Below are 16878 nucleotides of genomic sequence, written 5' to 3'. Positions count from 1 at the left end.
GGGGCCTAGGGCGCGGAATGTGCCCTAGGCGTGCCCTAGGCGGGGATGTCAGTGCGGTGCGGCAGGCCGGCGGCGTAGTCGCGCAATCCGACTTCCAGGAGCGCGAAGGCGCGGGTGGCGAGGCGGTGGACTTCGGCGGCGAGCCGGGCGGGCTCGTCGTCGGCCAGGACTCGATGCCGCACGTGGTCGACCAGGGCGCGATGGACTCCGAGAAGGGCGTTGGCCACCACCCGGGCGGTGACGTCGCCGGCCGGTTGGCCGGACTCGGAGGCCAGGGTCGCGGCAAGGGTGTCGGCGCAGGCGGTGAAGGAGCATTGCTCGCGGGCCTGCAGAGCGGGACTGTCCGCGATCACCTGGTTGACCGTGCGGAGCTGTGTGAGCGCGGCGGCATCTCCGGCCTCGCCCCGCGTCAGGAGGCCGCCGGGGGCCAGCAACCGGCGCCGGAAGGCGGCGAGGGCCGACTCGCCGCGCTCCCGGGTGCGGACCGCCTCGACCAGTTGCTCCGTGAAGGCTTCAAACCGGGAGTAGAAGAGGTCTTCCTTGTGGGGGAAGTAGTTGAACACCGTGGCCTCGGAGACCTGAGCCGCGCGGGCGACCTCGACGACCGTGACGCCATCGAAGCCCCGCTCAGAGAACAGCCGCCATGCGGTCTCGGCAATCTGCTCTCGCATCTGCTGCTTCTTGAGCTCCCGCAGCCCCACGCCCCCTCCTTTTCTATGGTTACTCTAACTTTAGAGTAACCATAATATTGCTCCTACGGCCGGAACGCGTCCCAGCGACCCGCCCTGGCTTGAAGAAGACAACGGCGTGATCCGCCGTTGCCTCCCCGCCCGGCAAGGCAAAGCAGCCGCCGTCCTGCGGAAGCTCCCATGGCGCCCAGACATGCCGTCGACCTGTCAATCGCCTACCTGAGCGGGGACCGATGCAGCGCTGTATCTCCACGCGCCTCAGACTGGAGGGGCCAAGAAAGTGTCAGTAGTGCCGAAAGCGCACGTTCGCGTGTGCCGCCGTCATGTCCTCGTATGACATCTGTCATGCGACCAGCGGTCCCACAGCACGCCACCGGGCCGAGGCCGATGCGCCAACGCCGGACCTGGACACCTATGTGCCCCTCGATGTCAGAGAGAGCGCCCTCACCCAGGCCGGACACACCCTGCTCGCCGAGCGTCCCGGCCTGACCGCCCATGCGCTGATCGGGGACTTCACCGCCGGCCTGTACCTGCCGGGCACACCCCGGCCCAGACTGATCGCTTTTCTCGGCGGCACGATCGGCAACTTGTTGCCCGTGGAGCGCGCCGGACTCCTGTCGAGTCTGCGCTCTCTCCTCTTTCCCGGGGACGGGCTGCTGCTGGGCGTCGACCTGGTCAAGGACGAAGCGACCCTGGTCGCCGCCTACGACGACCGGGAGGGTGTGACGGCCGCGTTCAACAAGAACGTGCTGACCGTCATCAACCGCGAACTGGACGCCGCCTTCGACCCGGCCACCTTCGACCACGTCGCCGTGTGGGACCCGAGGCAGGAGTGGATCGAGATGCGGCTGCGCTCCCGCATCCGCCAAAGGGTGAAGATCGCCGCGCTCGATCTGATCCGCGGACGGTACCTCCACGTCCCCGTTGCGGTGCCAGGCAAACAGGTGCTCGAAACCGCACTCGGCCGGGCCAGCGATGAACCCGTCGAGTGACATCGATCCCGAGGTGATGACTTTCGCCAGCCCGATGACCTCCCCGCTGCGCCTCCTGATCGCCGACGACCACAGGGTGGTCCGCGCCGGGCTCCGCGCCTTGCTGGAAGGCGAACCGGACATCGAGGTGACCGAGGAAGCGGGCAGCGGCGAGGAGGCCGTTCAACTGCTGACCGCCAAGGCACCGGGTCTGCCTGTGGTGATGCTGACCAGCTACTCCAGCCGCGTCGACGTCGTACGTGCGCTGGAGGCCGGCGCACGCGGATACGTACTGAAGGCGGGGCCTCTCGAGGAACTGTTCCGGGCCGTGCGCAGCGCCGCCGCCGGCGGTATGGGCCTGGCGCCGGAGATCGTCGGCGATCTCGTGGGCCAGGCTGCCGATCGGCGAAGCGACCTGACCCGACGGGAGGAGGAGGTCGTCCGGTTGATGGCGGACGGGCACAGTAATCGCACGATCGCGGAGTCCCTCTTCCTGAGCGAGGCGACGATCAAGTCTCATCTGGTGCGCATCTGCCGGGAACTCGGGGTCGACAACAGAGCAGCCGCCGTCTCCGAAGCCGCCCGCAGAGGCTTTCTCGACCTCACCCCATAGCTCCGGCAGCCGCAATCTCGCTGCCGCCCCGCCTCTCCGGGCATGATCGGTACGGTGACACCCGGGGACGACGCGAAGGGCGGCGAGGTTGTGAGCAAGCAGGCGGGGATCAAGACCGCGAAAGAGGCTGCGGACAACGAGCTGATCCTCGCGTTCGGACGGCTGCAGGGCGCCGCCAACCGGCTGGAGTACCTCCTCGGGCGGGCACTTGAGGAGGAGTGCGGGATCAGCCATCTGATGTTCGAGGTTCTGCTGATCCTCGGACGGGCGGGCGCGCCGGGCCTCTCCATGCGGACCATCGCCCAGGAACAGGTTCTGACCACGGGCGGCGCCACACGGCTGGTGGACCGCATGGTGACCGCGGGACTCGTGGCGCGCGCGGATTCCCCCGACGACCGGCGCGGGAAGCTGGTGCGGCTCACTCCGCTGGGCGAGGAGACGACGGTGCGTGCTTCTCGGGTGCACGTGGAGAACGTGCAGCGGTACTTCGTGGAGCCGCTGCCCGTCGAGGACCGCGAGCGGTTCGCCGAGGACCTTCGCATCCTCAGCCACACCGCTCGGGACGTGCTGCCGCGCCTGCGCTGATCTACGCAGGGCCAGTCCAAGGACATCACCCCCACACCTGTGGCGCGGATCACAGGCATCGGGAAATATCTGACTAGTCAGATACTGTTTGGTCAGATGAATCGCCCGCATCGGGTGGGCGCCACCCCTGTCGAGGTCCTCGGTGAAGCTCGTCTACGTTTTCGATGCCTACTGCGGCTGGTCGCACGGATTCTCCGGCACCCTGCGCGAAGTCGTCTCCCGCCATCCCGGGCTGCCCGTGGAAGTGATCTCGGGCGGTCTCTTCACCGGTGAGCGCCGCGTGCCGATGAGCAGCTTCAGCTTCATCGAGGAGGCCAACACCCACATCAGCCAACTGACCGGCGCCCGGTTCGGCGAGGGCTACCAACGGCTCGCCGCCGAGGGCTCGTTCGTCATGGACTCCGAGGCCGCCGCCCGCGGCGTCGCAGCCCTGCGCAAGACCGCCCCCGACCGCTCGGCGGAACTGGCTCTCGCCTTGCAACACGCCTTCTACGTCGACGGACACAGCCTGTCCGATCCCGCGACCTACCGTCAGGTCGCCGAGACGGCCGGGCTGGACGCCGACCTCGTACTCGCCGCTTTCCAGGCGTCCGAGACAAAGGAAGCAGCCGAAGCCGACTTCCGCCGCACCGCCGAGCTGGGCGTCACCGCCTTCCCCACCCTGCTCGCCGTCGACGGCGAGCGCACCGTCCCACTGGCCCGCGGCCACGCCACCGCCGACGAGGTGGCCCACCGCCTCGCGCCCCTGGGCATCACCCCGACGTCCTGATCCCCCTCACCCTCCAGGAGTACTCATGAGCACGCTCTCCTTCAAGATCCTCGACCTCGACTTCCCCGTCGGCGTCAGGAACAAGACCGCCACCCTCGTCACCGGTGAGACCGATGCCCTGCTCGTCGACGCCGGGTTCACCCGGGCCGACGGCCACCGGCTGGCCGCCGAGGTACTCGACTCCGGCAAGACGCTGACCACGGTCTTCATCAGCCACGGCGACCCCGACTTCTACTTCGGCGCCGAGGTCCTCGCCGACACCTTTCCCAACGCCAGGTTCGTCGCAACCGACCACGTCATCGAGCACATCCAGCACTCCTACGAGGGCAAGCTCAAGGCATGGCAGGCGCTGGGAGCCAACCTGCCCACCCGCCTGGTCGACATCGAGCCGCTGACCGACGCTCTCACCCTCGAAGGCCACGGCTTCGAACTCAAGGGCGGCGGAGCGGAGTTGCCCGACCGCCATTACCTGTGGCAGGCCGAGCACCGCACGATCCTCGGTGGCGTCCTGCTCTTCCAGAAGGAGCACGTCTGGGTCGCCGACACCGCCAAGCCCGAACAGCGGGCCGCCTGGATCGACCTGCTCGACGAGATGACCGGACTCGCCCCTCAACTGGTCGTCCCCGGCCACCGCCTGCCCGGCACCCCGGCCGACGCCTCGGCCATCACGGCCACGCGCGAGTACCTGACCGCCTTCGAAGAAGAGCTCGGCAAGGCCACCGACGCGGCCTCGCTGACCGACGCACTCGTCCGGCGCCACCCCGACCACGGCATGCTGATCGCCGCGCAGATCGGTGCCAAGGTCGCCACCGGCGAAATGACCTGGGGCTGACGACCATGACCACGCCGACCTCCGACTTCGCCCACTCCGACGCCCCGGCCGACGTCGTCCGCCGGCAGTACCTGGCCTCCGCGGCGGGCGACCTGGAAGCCCTGCGCGCCACACTCGCCCCCGATGTGGAGTGGACCGAGATGGCCGGCTTTCCGCTGGCCGGCACCTATCGCACTCCCGAGGGGGTGACCGCCAACGTCATGGAGAAGCTCGGCCAGGACTGGGACGAGTGGACCGCGCACGACGACACGTACGTCGTCGACGGCGAGAACGTCGTCGTCCTCGCCCGCTACACCGCCGCCAACAAGGCGACCGGCAGGCAACTCGCCGCCCGGGTCGCCCACCACTTCACCGTCCGCGGCGGAAAGATCGTCCGCTTCGAGCAGTTCGTCGACACCGCGCTCGTCCGTGAGGCGATGACGAGCTGAGCAGTCCCGGCGGCGGAGCCCGTGTGGCCCGTCAGGTGCTTCGCCGCCGTGCGTGGACAGAGCTGGTAGTTGCGGATCATGACGTTGTTGAAGATGCCGTCGGCAGTGACTTGGGCGGGTAGCTGCGCAGTACGAGTCCCGCCAAGATCATGCCGACTGCTTCCAGCCGCTCCTTCGCTGTCCTATCGCCCCAGGTCAGCAAGGGGTGGCCGGTTGGTCGGTCCGCTCCGGAACGGCGTGTGCCAGCGCGTCCGCTCACGCATCGCTCACGCATCTGAAGCTATAAGCAAGGGAGAAACGCGCAAGTTTCCAGGACGGTCGATTCTGGCACCTGCGCAACGAGGAAATCCCCGGCCGACCCTCTCCCAGGTACGTCGATAACATCAGTGCGGAGGCATTTTACCGCAGCTGCAGAGGGCAACACGGCCAGGGTGAACCGGGCGAAGAGGAAGATCCGGAGCTTCAGGATTGACCACGGCGCCCGGCGTTCGAAGTGGACCGCGTCAGCGGAGAGTTCACGGAAGAGGAGCTGCCCGTCAGGGCCGTGGTAGCTGAGCCGGCCGGTGGCGAGCTCGACGGTGAGAATGAGGGAGCCGTCGGTCATCACGAGGTTCCCGTCCTTCTCGCCGAGACTGAAGGGCTCATTCGTGCACTTGCGGTCGGGGTTGAGCATCGGCCCGGCGGCGAGGACGGGAGGGCCGTCGGCCTCGGGGCGGCTCCCTACCCGCAGCACACCGGGAGCTGCCAGTGCGCTTTGACGGACAGTCCGCGGCAGGTCAGTCGCACCCCGTCGGGCAGGGGCTCCCAGCGAACGGGGCGAGCGGGGTCGGAGTCGGTCATGGTGAGGCTCTCCTGAAGGCTTTCGGCTCTTCCGGTGGGGATCCGGCTCAGGCCGGGAAGGCGATCTCTGCGGTGGCTGTCCCGGCGGGGAGCGAGTGCAGCGCTCTGTGCGGGCCACTGGTGCGCACCTGCCAGGGGCTGCCGCTGTCGGTGCTGATGTGCAGTCGGTCGCCTTCGCGGCGCAGGTGGAAGGACGCAGCCTCGCCGGGGCCGTCCGAGCGGGGGATGGAGAGGGTGCGTTCGGCGCCGTCGGCGAAGGAGTGGACGCGCAGTTCGACGCCGTCGGTCCAGTCGGACACCGGCTGCTGGTCGTCCGCGCCGAGGGGGATGACCGCGTCGGGGCGGCAGAGCAGCGGCAGGGTGTGGAAGCCGTGTTGCTCGCGGAACCAGCGCGGGCCGGTGAGCTGGTCACCGGTGAGCAGGTTGGTCCAGACGCCCTCAGGGACGTAGTACTCGACGGTGCCGTCGTCGGTGAAGACTGGGGCGACCAGCAGGTCCTCACCCAGCATGTACTGCCGGTCCAGGGTGGCGGCGGTGGGGTCGTCGGGGAATTCCAGCAGCATGGCCCGCATCACCGGGATGCCGGTGGTGTGGGCCTGCTGGGCGGCGCGCTGCAGGTAGGGGGCGAGGCGGTGCTTGAGCAGGGTGAACTCGCGGGTGACCTCGACCGCCTCGTCGCCGTAGTCCCAGGGCACCCGGTAGGAGTGGCTGCCGTGCAGGCGGCTGTGGGAGGAGAGCAGTCCGAACTGGACCCAGCGCTTGAACACGGTCGGTGTGGGGGTGCCCTCGAAGCCGCCGATGTCGTGGCTCCAGAACCCGAAGCCGGACAGGCCGAGCGAGAGCCCGCCGCGCAGGGACTCCGCCATGGCGTTGAAGTGGGACTCGCAGTCGCCGCCCCAGTGCACCGGGTACTGCTGGCCGCCGGCGGTGGCCGAGCGGGCGAACAGCAGGGCCTCGCCTTCGCCGCGTTCGGCGCGCAGCAGGTCGAAGACGGTCCTGTTGTAGAGGTGGGTGTAGTAGTTGTGCATCCGCTCGGGGTCGGAGCCGTCGTGCCAGACCACGTCGGTGGGGACGCGCTCGCCGAAGTCGGTCTTGAAGCAGTCCACGCCCTGGTCGAGCAGGGGGCGCAGCAGTCCGAAGTACCAGGCGGCAGCGGCGGGGTTGGTGAAGTCGACCAGGGCCATCCCCGGCTGCCACAGGTCCCACTGCCAGACGCTGCCGTCGGCGCGGCGCACCAGGTAGCCCTCGCGCATGCCCTCGGCGAACAAGGGGGACTTCTGCGCGATGTAAGGGTTGATCCAGGCGCTGACGCGCAGTCCCTGGTCCTTGAGCCTGGCCAGCATGCCCTGCGGGTCGGGGAAGGTGTCGGGGTCCCAGGCGAAGTCGCACCACTGGTGGCCGCGCATCCAGAAGCAGTCGAAGTGGAAGACGCTGAGCGGGATGCCGCGCTCGGTCATGCCGCCGATGAAGCGGTTGACGGTGGCCTCGTCGTACTCGGTGGTGAAGGAGGTGGTCAGCCACAGGCCCAGGGCCCACGCCGGAGGCAGGGCGGGGCGGCCGGTCAGGGCGGTGTAGCGGACCAGGATCTCCTTGGGCGTGGGGCCGTACACCACGAAGTACTCGAGCGACTGGTCCTCGACGCTGAACTGGACCTGGCCGACGGCTTCGGAGCCTACTTCGTAGCTGACGCGTCCGGTGTGGTTGACGAAGACCCCGTAGCCGCGGTTGGTCAGGTGGAAGGGGATGTTCTTGTACGCCTGTTCGCTGCTGGTGCCGCCGTCGGCCTGCCAGATGTCCACTGTCTGGCCGTTCTTGACGAAGGGGGTGAAGCGCTCGCCCAGGCCGTGGACGAGCTCGCCGACGCCGAGGGAGAGCTGGCCGAGCATGTAGTGCCGGCCCTCGGCGTCGACGACGAAGCCGGTGCCGCGTTCGCCTACGGAGGTCAGTACCTTGCCTGCGGCGGTGAACTCCAGCTGCCAGGGCCGGCTCGCATCCACCCGCAGGGTCAGTTCACCGGAGCTGAGCTCGACGACGTCGCCGTGCCTGCTCACCTTTCCGGCGCCGTCCGAGGCGCAGTCCGAGGCCCCGGGTAGCGCGAACTCCGGGCCGCGCCGGACCGATCCGGCGTGGTGGGTGGTCCGTACCCCGATCACCCCCTCGGCCGGTGACCAGCACTCGGTGGTGAGCAGGGCGCTGTTGAGGGTGTCGCCGCGGTGCCGCACGTGCTTGACGGGTGCGTACAGGGTCAGTCGTTGTTCGTCGGCCTGCACATCTGATACCTCGGCGGCGTAGCGGGCGGTGCAGCCGGGGCGAGCCAGCCAGTAGCCGTCGGTGAACTTCATCAGGAGGGTGCTCCGTTCGTACGGGGTGCGTCATGGTGTGGGCTGGAAGCGTGCGCTGCCTCGTGCGGACGGAGCCGGCCGGCGAGGCTGGAAGGGAGGCGGCGCTGGTGCTGCTGGGCCGCGCCGATCGGCCGACCGCCGTCCTCACCGCCAACGATCTGCGGGCCCTGGGCGGCGACCAGGCGGCTCGGGAGTTGCGGCTGACCATCCCCGGCGATCTGAGCGTGGTCGGATTCGACGACCTGCCGGTGGCTTCCTGGGTGGAGCCGCCGCTGGCGACGGTTCACCAGCCCCTGGTGGAGCCGGTCGAGTGCACGTGCTGTCCCTTCGGACGGGTGGGTGGGGGCCTGTGGCGGTCCGGAGGCACCGGGACCGCCACAGGTGTCTGCAGGCGCTAGCGGACCAGGGGTGCGTAGTCGAACCAGTCGAAGTGGGCGGTCCCGGTGGCGGCGTAGAGGCTGATGACGCGTCCGGTGAAGCCGCCGGCGACCTCGGTGGAGAGGTAGCGGCCGTCCAGGGTGGCCAGCTCGGTCGCCGTTCCGTCGGCGGACTCGAAGCCGAAGACCAGGGAGTCGGGGCCGGTGCGCGCGTCGTGCGGCTCGGGGGCGGGTCCGGTGCGGACGAAGAGGGTCACCGGGCCTGCCGGGAGGGTGTGTTCGGCGGTGATGGTGCGCAGCGAGCCGATCCTGGCGATGACCGAGAGTCGGCCTCCGGGGGCCGACTCGATGCTGTAGTGGTGGAACTCGTCCAGGCGCACGGCGAGCCCCCCGCTGCCCTCGGCCGTATCGATCAGGGTGCGGGCACGGAAGGCGAGGTGCTGCTGGCGGCGGCCCAGCAGGACCGCGTCGGGCTCGTCCAGGGAGGCGCCGCGGGCGCGCAGGGTCAGCCAGCTGTCGCGCTCCTTGGTGCTGACCAGCTCGGTGGGCCGGTCGCGCAGGGAGATCCAGTGGTGTGCCAGGTCGCCGGGCTCGAAGTCGTCCCGCTCCGGCTCGGGGGTGGGGGCCGCCACCGGCCAGGGCAGCTCGGCGCGCTCCACGCCGACCTCGCCGATCACGGGCCAGCCGTCCTCCCAGTTGACCGGGGCCAGGAAGGTCTCGCGGCCGAGTACGTGCCAGCCGGGGGTGCCGCCCTGGGGTCGGACGGCCAGCAGCAGCATCCACCAACTGCCGTCGGGCGCCTGCACCAGGTCGGCGTGGCCTGTGTTCTGGACCGGCTTGTTGGTGCCGCGGTGAGTGAGGATCGGGTTGGCCGGGCACGGCTCGAAGGGGCCGCTGGGGGAGGGGCCGCGGGCGATGGAGACGCTGTGGCCGCGTTCGGTGCCGCCCTCGGCGAGCATTAGGTACCAGTGGTCGCCGATGCGGTAGAGGTGCGGCGCCTCGGGCGCGGTGGCACCGGGGGTGCCGGACCAGACGGGGTAGGGCTCGCCGAGGATTTCGCCGGTAGAGGGGTCGAGGCGGACCTGGGCGACCCCGGCGTAGGTGCACCAGCAGGTGCCGTCCTCGTCCCAGGCGAGGTCGGGGTCGATGCTGGGGACGCCGGGGACGCGGACGGGGTCGGACCAGGGGCCTGCCGGGTCGGTCGCGGTGTAGACCAGGTTGCCGCCGCCGGAGGCGACATTGGTGACGATCAGCCAGAAGCGACCGTCGTGGTGGCGCAGGGTAGGGGCGTAGAGGCCGCCGGAGGAGGGGGTGTCCGGAGGGAGGTCGAGCTGGCTGGGGCGGTCCAGGGCATTGCCGATCTGGGTCCAGTTGACCAGGTCGCGGCTGTGGAAGACGGGCAGGCCGGGGAAGTACTCGAAGCTGGAGCAGACGAGGTAGTAGTCCTTGCCGACCCGGCAGACGCTGGGGTCGGGATGGAAGCCCGGGATCACCGGGCTGGTGGCGGAGGTCATCGGTGTGAAGTCCTTGGCGGCGTGGTGGGTGGGCGGGTGGGTGGGCGCCGTTCAGGGCGCGAACGTCAGCGCGGCGAGACGCTGTTCACCGGTGAGTACGACCGTCAGTTCGCTGAGCGTGCCGTGCTGGTGGCTCAGGGCGGCGCTGACGGTGGTCCAGGTGTGCCGGTCGCCGGTCGAGTCCACCGGCAGTGCAGCGAGCAGCAGTCCGTCCGCGTAGACGTCCAGGCCGGCCGGGCCGGGCGCGGTGCGGGAGACCTCGGCGGTCAGCGTGGCCGCGCCGGTGAGGTCCACATTGCGGAAGACCAGCTGCGCGGCCTGGTTCGCGGCAGGCGTCACCGCGTCCCCGTCGGTGCGGCCGGCGTCGACGATGACGGCGTCGCGGTAGTCGTCGAAGTCCACGGCACGCAGTGGCCGGCCGCCGGCCCGGCGGGGAGCGGGAGCAGGTCCGTCCACGGTGAACCGGGCGGTGAGCACGGGGTCGGCGGCGCTGCGGGCGACGAGCAGTTCGTAGCGGCCGGGGTCCACCGTGAAGGCGCCGGTGGCGACGTCCCAGTGGGCCAGTGCCTGCTCGACGGGCAGCCGAAACTCCAGCTCCGTCCACTCGCCGGCCGCCAGCCGGACCTTGCGGAAGTCGGCGAGGCGCAGCAGTGGCGCCTCGTAGCGTGCGTCCAGCGCGCGGACGTAGAGCTGGACGGTCTCCATTCCGGCCCGCTCGCCCCGGTTGCCCAGGGAGACCCGGGCCGTGACCGTTCCGTCCTGGGGCAGGCGGTCGGCGTCGAGGGCGAGTCGGGAGTAGCTGAAGTCGGCGTAGGAGAGCCCGTGGCCGAAGGGGTAGAGGGCGGGGGTGCGGTGGTACTGGTAGGTCCAGCCGGCCTTGATGATGTCGTAGTCGAGGCGCTCGGGCAGTTCGTCCTCGCCCTGGTACCAGGTCTGCGGGAGGCGGCCTGACGCGTCGGCATCCCCGCGCAGCACGCGGGCGAGGGCGCGGCCGGTCTCCTGGCCGGCGTGCGAGGTCCACAGGATGGCAGGGACGTGCCCGGCTGCCCAGTCCAGCGCGTAGGGGTAGCTGGACATGACGACCAGGACGGTGTCCGGCTGGGCGGCGAGGACCGCGCGCAGCAGGCGGTCCTGGTTCGGCGGGAGGTTCAGTCCGGCCCGGTCCTGGGTCTCCCGGCCGTTGATGTGCGGGTCGTTGCCCAGGACGACGACCGCGGTGTCCGCCGCGGCTGCGGCGGCGACGGCCTCGGCGACGCCGTCACGGACGACGGTGCGGGTGAGGCCTGCCGCCACCGTCGGCGACTCTCCGGACATGGTGACGGCGCCGGTGGCGGCGTGGACCTGCGCGTACCGGCCGGTGAGGACGCTCCGCAGCAACTCGCCCCCGTCGCCGTCGGGTTCGAGCCGGAAGGTCTCGTGGACGTCCCACTCGCCGGGCTGGTCCCGGTCGGCGGCTACCCGGCGGTCGGCGTCGCGCAGGGAGGCGTAGCGGCCGGTGGCGGCCGAGCGCAGGGTGAGCACCCCGAGATCCCAGTCGAAGAGGTCGAACTGTGCGGACGGGTCGCTGTCCTGGGCTTCCGCTACGGTCAGCAGTCCGTCGGGGCCTGCGGCGGTCAGCGCCCGGCCGTCCGCGGTGCGCAGCACGATCCGGTCCACGCCCTCCACGCCCTGGACGCCGAGGCCGTCGGCGACGGTGATCCGGTAGGGGTGGCTGCCGCTGTACCAGTCCTCGAACAGGGTGCAGGCCAGTGGGCCGACGACGGCGACCCGGCGGTCGGCGGGCAGTGGGAGCAGCCCCTCGTTCTTCAGCAGCACCACGGATTCGGTGGCCGCGCGCAGAGCGAGCTCCTGGTGGGCGGGGGAGTTGACGACCTCCCAGCCGATGCCGGCGTACGGGTCGTGCTCGGGGTCGAATTCGCCCAGGCGGAAGCGGATCGCCAGCTGGCGGCGCACGGCCAGGTTCACGTCGTCCATGGTGAGCAGGCCGCGTTCGAGGGCTTTGGTGATGCGGCCCACGGTGACGGAGGAGTCCTCTCCGTGGTCGGTGAAGGAGTCGATGCCGGCCCTGAGGGCGGCAGCGTGCGACTCCGCGTGGTCCTCGTAGTAGTGCTCGGGGTCGACCAGGTTGGACGGGGCCTCGGCGTCGCTGACCACGAACAGCTCGTGCCCGGTGGGTTCGGCCCAGCGCCGCAGCTGCTGCTCGATCAGCGGACTGACGTGGCAGGGACGGCCGTTGACGAGGTTGTACGCGGCCATGACGCCGGTGGCGGCGCCGGTGGCGATGGCGAGCCTGAAGGCGGCCAGGTCGTACTCGTGCAGCACCCGGGGGCGCAGCCCGGAGGAGGTGGTGCAGCGGCCGTCCTCGTTGTTGTAGCCGAGGAAGTGCTTGAGCACGGGGGCGGTGCGCAGATGCTCCGGGTCGTCGCCGGACATGCCCCGGCAGAAGGCGTCGCCGAGCCGGGCGGAGTGCGTGGGGTCCTCGGAGTAGCCCTCCTCGTTGCGTCCCCAGCGCGGGTCGCGCAGCAGGTTCACCACCGGCGCCCAGCCCTGGAGGCTGGTGCGGCCGGTGCCGACGGCCGGCGGGCGGTGGTGGTGGAAGGCGCGCTGTTCGACCGAGACCGCCTCGGCGACCTCGCGGACCAGGCTCTCGTCCCAGCTCGCGCCCAGGCCCACGGCCTGCGGGAAGGTGGTGGCCTCGCCCAGCCGGGCGACGCCGTGCAGGGTCTCGGTGCCGGTGCGGAACTCGCCGACTCCCAGCCGGGGGATCGCCGGGGAGTACTGGTGCAGCATGGCGATCCGCTCCTCGTCCGTGAGCTGGGAGAGCAGCTCGTCGACGCGCTGGGCCAGAGGCAGCCCGGGCTCGCGGAAATGGGGCGTGGCGGACACGGCGGCAGTGCTCACAGGTGAGGATCCCTCGCTGAACGGGGCAGTCGGGCCGACAGGCGCGGTCGCGCGACCTTGCCGGTGGTGAAGCCCTTCGACGCTGACAGGTGATCACAACAGCGTCAAGAGAAAGTTTCGTTGATATTTACCGGCAACGTTAAGTTGTCGTTTCTCTGCGCATGCCTTGCCCTCCGGGGAAAATGGCGCTTAACATCTCGGCAACTTTGAAGCGCTTCGAAGGCTTCCGGCGGATCGGCCGTCAGTTCTCCAAGGGTCCGGCTGCACTACAGCGCATCTGCACAACGCTCGACTCCCCACCTCACCCTCGAAGGGCAGCCCAGCATGAGCATCGCCATGAGTCGTAGAACTTTCGTGAACGGCGCGGTCGCTGTGGCGGGAGCAGCCGCCCTGTCCCCGGTGCTCTCCGCCTGCGGCGGGGGCAAGTCCTCCAGCAGCAAGGGCGGCGCCAACAGCAAGACCGGTCTGGCCGCGGTGATTCCCGCCTACGTGGCGAGCACGGCGGTCAAGCCGGACATCCCCACGGTGACCGGGGCCGCAGGTTCCTTCACCGACCCGGGCTACCTGACCTACCCGGCCCACCCGGTCGCCACTGTCTCCGGCATACCGGGCAAGGGCGGCAGCTACACCGCGGTGACCCCCATGTGGGACGCCCTCCCGCCGGCGGGCAACTCGTTCTACCAGGCCATGAACAAGGCGCTGGGCATCAACCTCACCATGAAGCCGGCGAACGGCAACGACTACGCGACCATCATCCCGACGATGACCGCGGCGAAGAAGCTGCCGGACTGGATCAACCTGCCCAGCTGGTGGAACAACACCTTCAACATGGGTGAGCTGGTCGGGACCCAGCTGGCGGACCTCACGCCCTACCTGTCCGGGGAGAAGATCAAGAAGTACCCCAACCTGGCGGCGATCCCGACCCTCGCCTGGCAGGTCAGCGCCTGGGAGGACAAGATCTACGGCATTCCCACCTTCGCCAGCGGGATGCCGCTGTCCGGATCGGTGTTCTACCGCCGGGACATCCTGGAGGCCAAGGGGATCACCGCCGACCAGGTCAAGTCCGCCGAGGACTACATGAACCTGGGCAAGGAGCTGACCGACGCCAAGGGCGGAGTCTGGGCGTTCGGCGAGGTCTGGACCTCCCTGTACCAGGCATGGGGGCTCCCGGACAAATACAAGGTGGTGGACGGCAAGCTGGTCCACTTCTACGAGATGCCCGAAATGCTGGAGGCCCTCGACTGGCACTACCGGCTGGCCAAGGCGGGATACGTGCACCCTGACGCGCTGGCCGGCAACACCAACAACGCCAGCACCCGCTTCTACGCGGGCAAGGCCCTGATCCAGGGTGGCGGCACCGGGGACTGGAGCCTCAGTGACTACCAGTCCGGAACCGCCGCGAACAAGAACTACCGCCGGGGCGCCTTCAACATCATCGCGGCCGACGGCAAGTCCGACCCGCAGATCTTCCTCGGGGCCTCCACCAGCATGCTGAGCTACTTCAACGCCAAGCTCTCCGGTGACCAGATCCAGGAACTGCTCGCGGTCGCCGACTACCTGTCCGCCCCCTTCGGCTCGGCCGAGTACACGATGGCCAACTACGGCGTCGAGGGCGTCCACTACACCCTGCAGAACGGTCTGCCCACGTACACCGCCGAGGGCAAGAAGACCGCTCTGCCGAAGACCTTCCCGTTCCTGGGCGCGGGTCCCTCGGTGGTGTTCAATCCGGGCGCCGAACAGGTCACCCGCGACTCCCTCGCCTGGTGCACTGCTGCGAGCAAGCACGCCTACAAGCCGGTCTTCTACGGCATGAACATCACCCTGCCGGCGCGCTTCAGCACCATCGCCAACGCCCAGTCCGTCCAGGACACCATCAAGGACGTCACCCACGGCCTGAAGAAGGTCTCCGACTACCAGGCAGTACTGGCCAGTTGGAAGAGCAGCGGCGGCGACCGGCTCAAGGCGTGGTACCAGACCGAGATCCTCGACAAGCTCGGCACGGGTCAGTAGTCCGCACCAGCAGGCGGCGCCACGCAAGGAGGAACCGTGACCGTGACATCTACCATCAAACCCAAGAAGACCCAGGGGAGGCGCAGAGCCGAGCGAGCGGCCGGCGCGCGAAGCGGCCGGGCGGACACGAGCCTCCCGGGGACCAGGATGACCTGGCGGATCCGGCTGCGCCGGGACAAGTCACTGATCATCATGACCCTCCCGGTCGTGGCGCTGCTGCTGGTCTTCAACTACGCGCCGCTGTTCGGCCTGATCACCGCCTTCGAGTACTACGACCCGCTGGTCGGGGTGATGCACAGCGACTGGGCCGGTCTCGACCAGTTCCAGCAGCTGTTCAACGACCCGGTGTTCTGGGAGGCGCTGCGCAACACCGTGTGGCTGAGCTTCGTCCAGCTGGTCCTCTTCTTCCCGGTTCCGGTCGCCCTCGCACTGATGCTCAACTCGGTGATGAGCCCCCGGATCCGCAACTTCATCCAGTCCGTGGTCTACCTGCCGCACTTCTTCTCCTGGGTGCTGGCCATCACCGTCTTCCAGCAGATGCTCGGCGGGGCCGGCGTGCTCAACCACCTGCTCGCCCAGCACAATCTGGGCAGCTGGGACATCATGACCAACCCGCACACCTTCGCGCTGCTGATCTCCGGCCAGGCGGTGTGGAAGGAAGCGGGCTGGGGGATCATCGTCTTCCTCGCCGCGCTCGCCGCGGTGGACCAGAACCTCTACGAGGCCGCCGCGGTGGACGGCGCGGGCCGGTGGCGGCGGATGTGGCACATCACCCTGCCCGGCATGCGCGGCGTCATCGTGCTGATGCTGGTCCTGCGGCTCGGCAACGCGCTCAGCGTCGGCTTCGAGCAGTTCCTGATCCAGCGCAACGCCGTCGGTCACGACACCGCCGACGTCCTGGACACCTTCTCCTTCTACTACGGCATCGCCACCAACAACTACAGCTACGGCGCGGCGGCCGGACTGTTCAAGAGCGTGATCTCGCTGCTGCTGATCTGGGGAGCCAACAGGCTCGCACACGCCTTCGGTGAGGACGGGTTGTACCGCAAATGAGCCAGACACTCAGTGACACCCCGACCCCGGCTCTGACTCTCCGTCCTGACCGGCACCCCAACCGCCCGGTGTGGGAGGAACCGCCCACGGCCGTCGGGCAGGGCCTCAAGGGCGGCGTGCTGCTGCTGGTGCTCGCAGCGGTCCTGGTGCCGCTGTGGATCGTCGTGGTCACCAGCTTCTCCACCCCCGGTGCCATCAACCGGGCCGGCGGCCTGGTCATCTGGCCCGACGGGCTGACGGTGGCCGCCTACCACCAGATGCTCGTCGATGGGCCGGTCACCCGGGCCGTCCTGGTCAGCCTGGGCATCACCGTCGTCGGCACCCTGCTCTCCATGGTGGTCTCGGTGCTGTGCGCCTACGGGCTGTCCCGCTCCCGTTCCTTCGGTCACCGCGCCATCCTGCTGGTGCTTGTCATCACCATGTTCGTCGGCGGCGGCCTCATCCCCACCTACCTGGTCGTCACCGCCCTCGGCGGCTACGGACAGTACTGGGCGCTTATCCTGCCCAGTTCGGTCTCCGTCTTCAACATCCTGGTGCTGCGCTCCTTCTATTCCGGGACCGCCTCCGACCTCATCGACGCCGCCCGCATGGACGGCTGCACCGAGTGGCGCATCCTGTGGTCGATCGTGCTGCCGACCTCCCGCGCGGTCACCGCGGTGGTGGCGCTCTTCTACGCGGTGGGCTACTGGAACTCCTTCTTCAACGTGATGCTCTACATGCCGACCGACAGCACCAAGTGGCCACTGCAGTACGTGCTGCTCCAGTACGTCAGCAATGGGATGACCATGCCGGGCGCCACCAACGGCGGCTTCGGCTCCCTGCACACCCAGACCGCGCCGCTCTCCCTGCAGATGGCGGTGGTGGTGCTGACCCTGGTGCCGATCCTGATGGTCTACCCCTTCATGCAGAAGCACTTCAAGACCGGCATGCTCACCGGCGCGATCAAGGGTTGAC

Annotated in this window: 14 protein-coding genes and 1 pseudogene; 10 read left to right on the top strand and 5 right to left on the bottom strand. The window is 69.3% G+C overall.

Translation table 11 applies throughout. The features are described 5' to 3' along the window. Positions 1–35: 35 nt before the first annotated feature. Positions 36–701: a TetR family transcriptional regulator gene (locus M2283_RS48770; protein WP_280883077.1), complete on the bottom strand. Its 666-nt coding sequence runs from the start codon at positions 699–701 to the stop codon at positions 36–38. Positions 702–1069: 368 nt separating this feature from the next. On the opposite strand from M2283_RS48770, the pseudogene M2283_RS48765 reads away from it, so the two are divergent. The 6 genes and pseudogenes from M2283_RS48765 to M2283_RS48740 all read left to right on the top strand — a co-directional run. Then, a pseudogene (locus M2283_RS48765) lies at positions 1070–1681 on the top strand (L-histidine N(alpha)-methyltransferase); the annotation flags it as partial. Between the two features lie 16 nt (positions 1682–1697). After that, positions 1698–2273, top strand: coding sequence for a response regulator transcription factor (locus tag M2283_RS48760; protein WP_280883076.1), 576 nt, complete (start codon positions 1698–1700; stop codon positions 2271–2273). A gap of 90 nt (positions 2274–2363) precedes the next feature. Beyond that, positions 2364–2858: a MarR family winged helix-turn-helix transcriptional regulator gene (locus tag M2283_RS48755; RefSeq protein ID WP_280883102.1), complete on the top strand. Its 495-nt coding sequence runs from the start codon at positions 2364–2366 to the stop codon at positions 2856–2858. A 142-nt stretch (positions 2859–3000) separates the two neighbouring features. Further along, a complete protein-coding gene (locus M2283_RS48750; RefSeq protein ID WP_280883075.1) occupies positions 3001–3627 on the top strand; it encodes a DsbA family protein in 627 nt (208 codons plus the stop codon). Positions 3628–3652: 25 nt separating this feature from the next. Next, positions 3653–4459: an MBL fold metallo-hydrolase gene (locus tag M2283_RS48745; RefSeq protein ID WP_280883074.1), complete on the top strand. Its 807-nt coding sequence runs from the start codon at positions 3653–3655 to the stop codon at positions 4457–4459. Positions 4460–4464: 5 nt separating this feature from the next. Then, positions 4465–4887: a nuclear transport factor 2 family protein gene (locus M2283_RS48740; RefSeq protein WP_280883073.1), complete on the top strand. Its 423-nt coding sequence runs from the start codon at positions 4465–4467 to the stop codon at positions 4885–4887. A gap of 280 nt (positions 4888–5167) precedes the next feature. Here the strand turns inward: M2283_RS48740 and M2283_RS48735 are convergent, their stop codons facing one another. Both M2283_RS48735 and yicI read right to left on the bottom strand, forming a co-directional pair. Next, the gene (locus M2283_RS48735; RefSeq protein ID WP_280883072.1) at positions 5168–5560 is read right to left on the bottom strand and encodes a hypothetical protein; all 393 of its coding nucleotides are present in this window, start codon (positions 5558–5560) and stop codon (positions 5168–5170) included. A 214-nt stretch (positions 5561–5774) separates the two neighbouring features. Beyond that, on the bottom strand, positions 5775–8069 hold the full coding sequence (yicI, locus tag M2283_RS48730; protein ID WP_280883071.1) for an alpha-xylosidase: 2295 nt from the start codon (positions 8067–8069) through the stop codon (positions 5775–5777). A gap of 32 nt (positions 8070–8101) precedes the next feature. Between yicI and M2283_RS52240 the strand changes: the two genes are divergently transcribed. Next, a complete protein-coding gene (locus M2283_RS52240; protein ID WP_432423249.1) occupies positions 8102–8467 on the top strand; it encodes a substrate-binding domain-containing protein in 366 nt (121 codons plus the stop codon). Here the strand turns inward: M2283_RS52240 and M2283_RS48720 are convergent. Together M2283_RS48720 and M2283_RS48715 are read right to left on the bottom strand one after the other, a co-directional pair. Further along, positions 8464–9960 (bottom strand): glycoside hydrolase family 43 protein, encoded by a 1497-nt coding sequence (locus M2283_RS48720; protein ID WP_280883070.1) that lies wholly within the window; start codon positions 9958–9960, stop codon positions 8464–8466. The genes M2283_RS52240 and M2283_RS48720 overlap by 4 nt on opposite strands. A 51-nt stretch (positions 9961–10011) precedes the next feature. Next, the gene (locus tag M2283_RS48715; protein ID WP_280883069.1) at positions 10012–12861 is read right to left on the bottom strand and encodes a glycoside hydrolase family 3 protein; all 2850 of its coding nucleotides are present in this window, start codon (positions 12859–12861) and stop codon (positions 10012–10014) included. A 324-nt stretch (positions 12862–13185) separates the two neighbouring features. Here M2283_RS48715 and M2283_RS48710 point away from each other — a divergent pair, with 324 nt between their 5' ends. From M2283_RS48710 to M2283_RS48700, 3 genes are read left to right on the top strand one after another with little or no spacing between them, the layout of a single operon-like run. Further along, positions 13186–14871, top strand: coding sequence for an ABC transporter substrate-binding protein (locus M2283_RS48710; RefSeq protein WP_280883067.1), 1686 nt, complete (start codon positions 13186–13188; stop codon positions 14869–14871). Between the two features lie 36 nt (positions 14872–14907). Then, positions 14908–15924, top strand: coding sequence for an ABC transporter permease (locus M2283_RS48705; protein WP_280883066.1), 1017 nt, complete (start codon positions 14908–14910; stop codon positions 15922–15924). Next, entirely contained in the window at positions 15921–16877 is a 957-nt protein-coding gene (locus M2283_RS48700; RefSeq protein WP_280883064.1) for a carbohydrate ABC transporter permease, read from the top strand. The genes M2283_RS48705 and M2283_RS48700 overlap by 4 nt, the downstream gene beginning before the upstream one ends. Position 16878 lies beyond the last annotated feature (1 nt).

Source organism: Streptomyces pseudovenezuelae (assembly GCF_029892565.1).
In the GTDB taxonomy this organism is placed as follows: Bacteria; Actinomycetota; Actinomycetes; order Streptomycetales; family Streptomycetaceae; genus Streptomyces; species Streptomyces pseudovenezuelae_A.
This window is presented reverse-complemented; position numbering and strand designations above follow the sequence as displayed.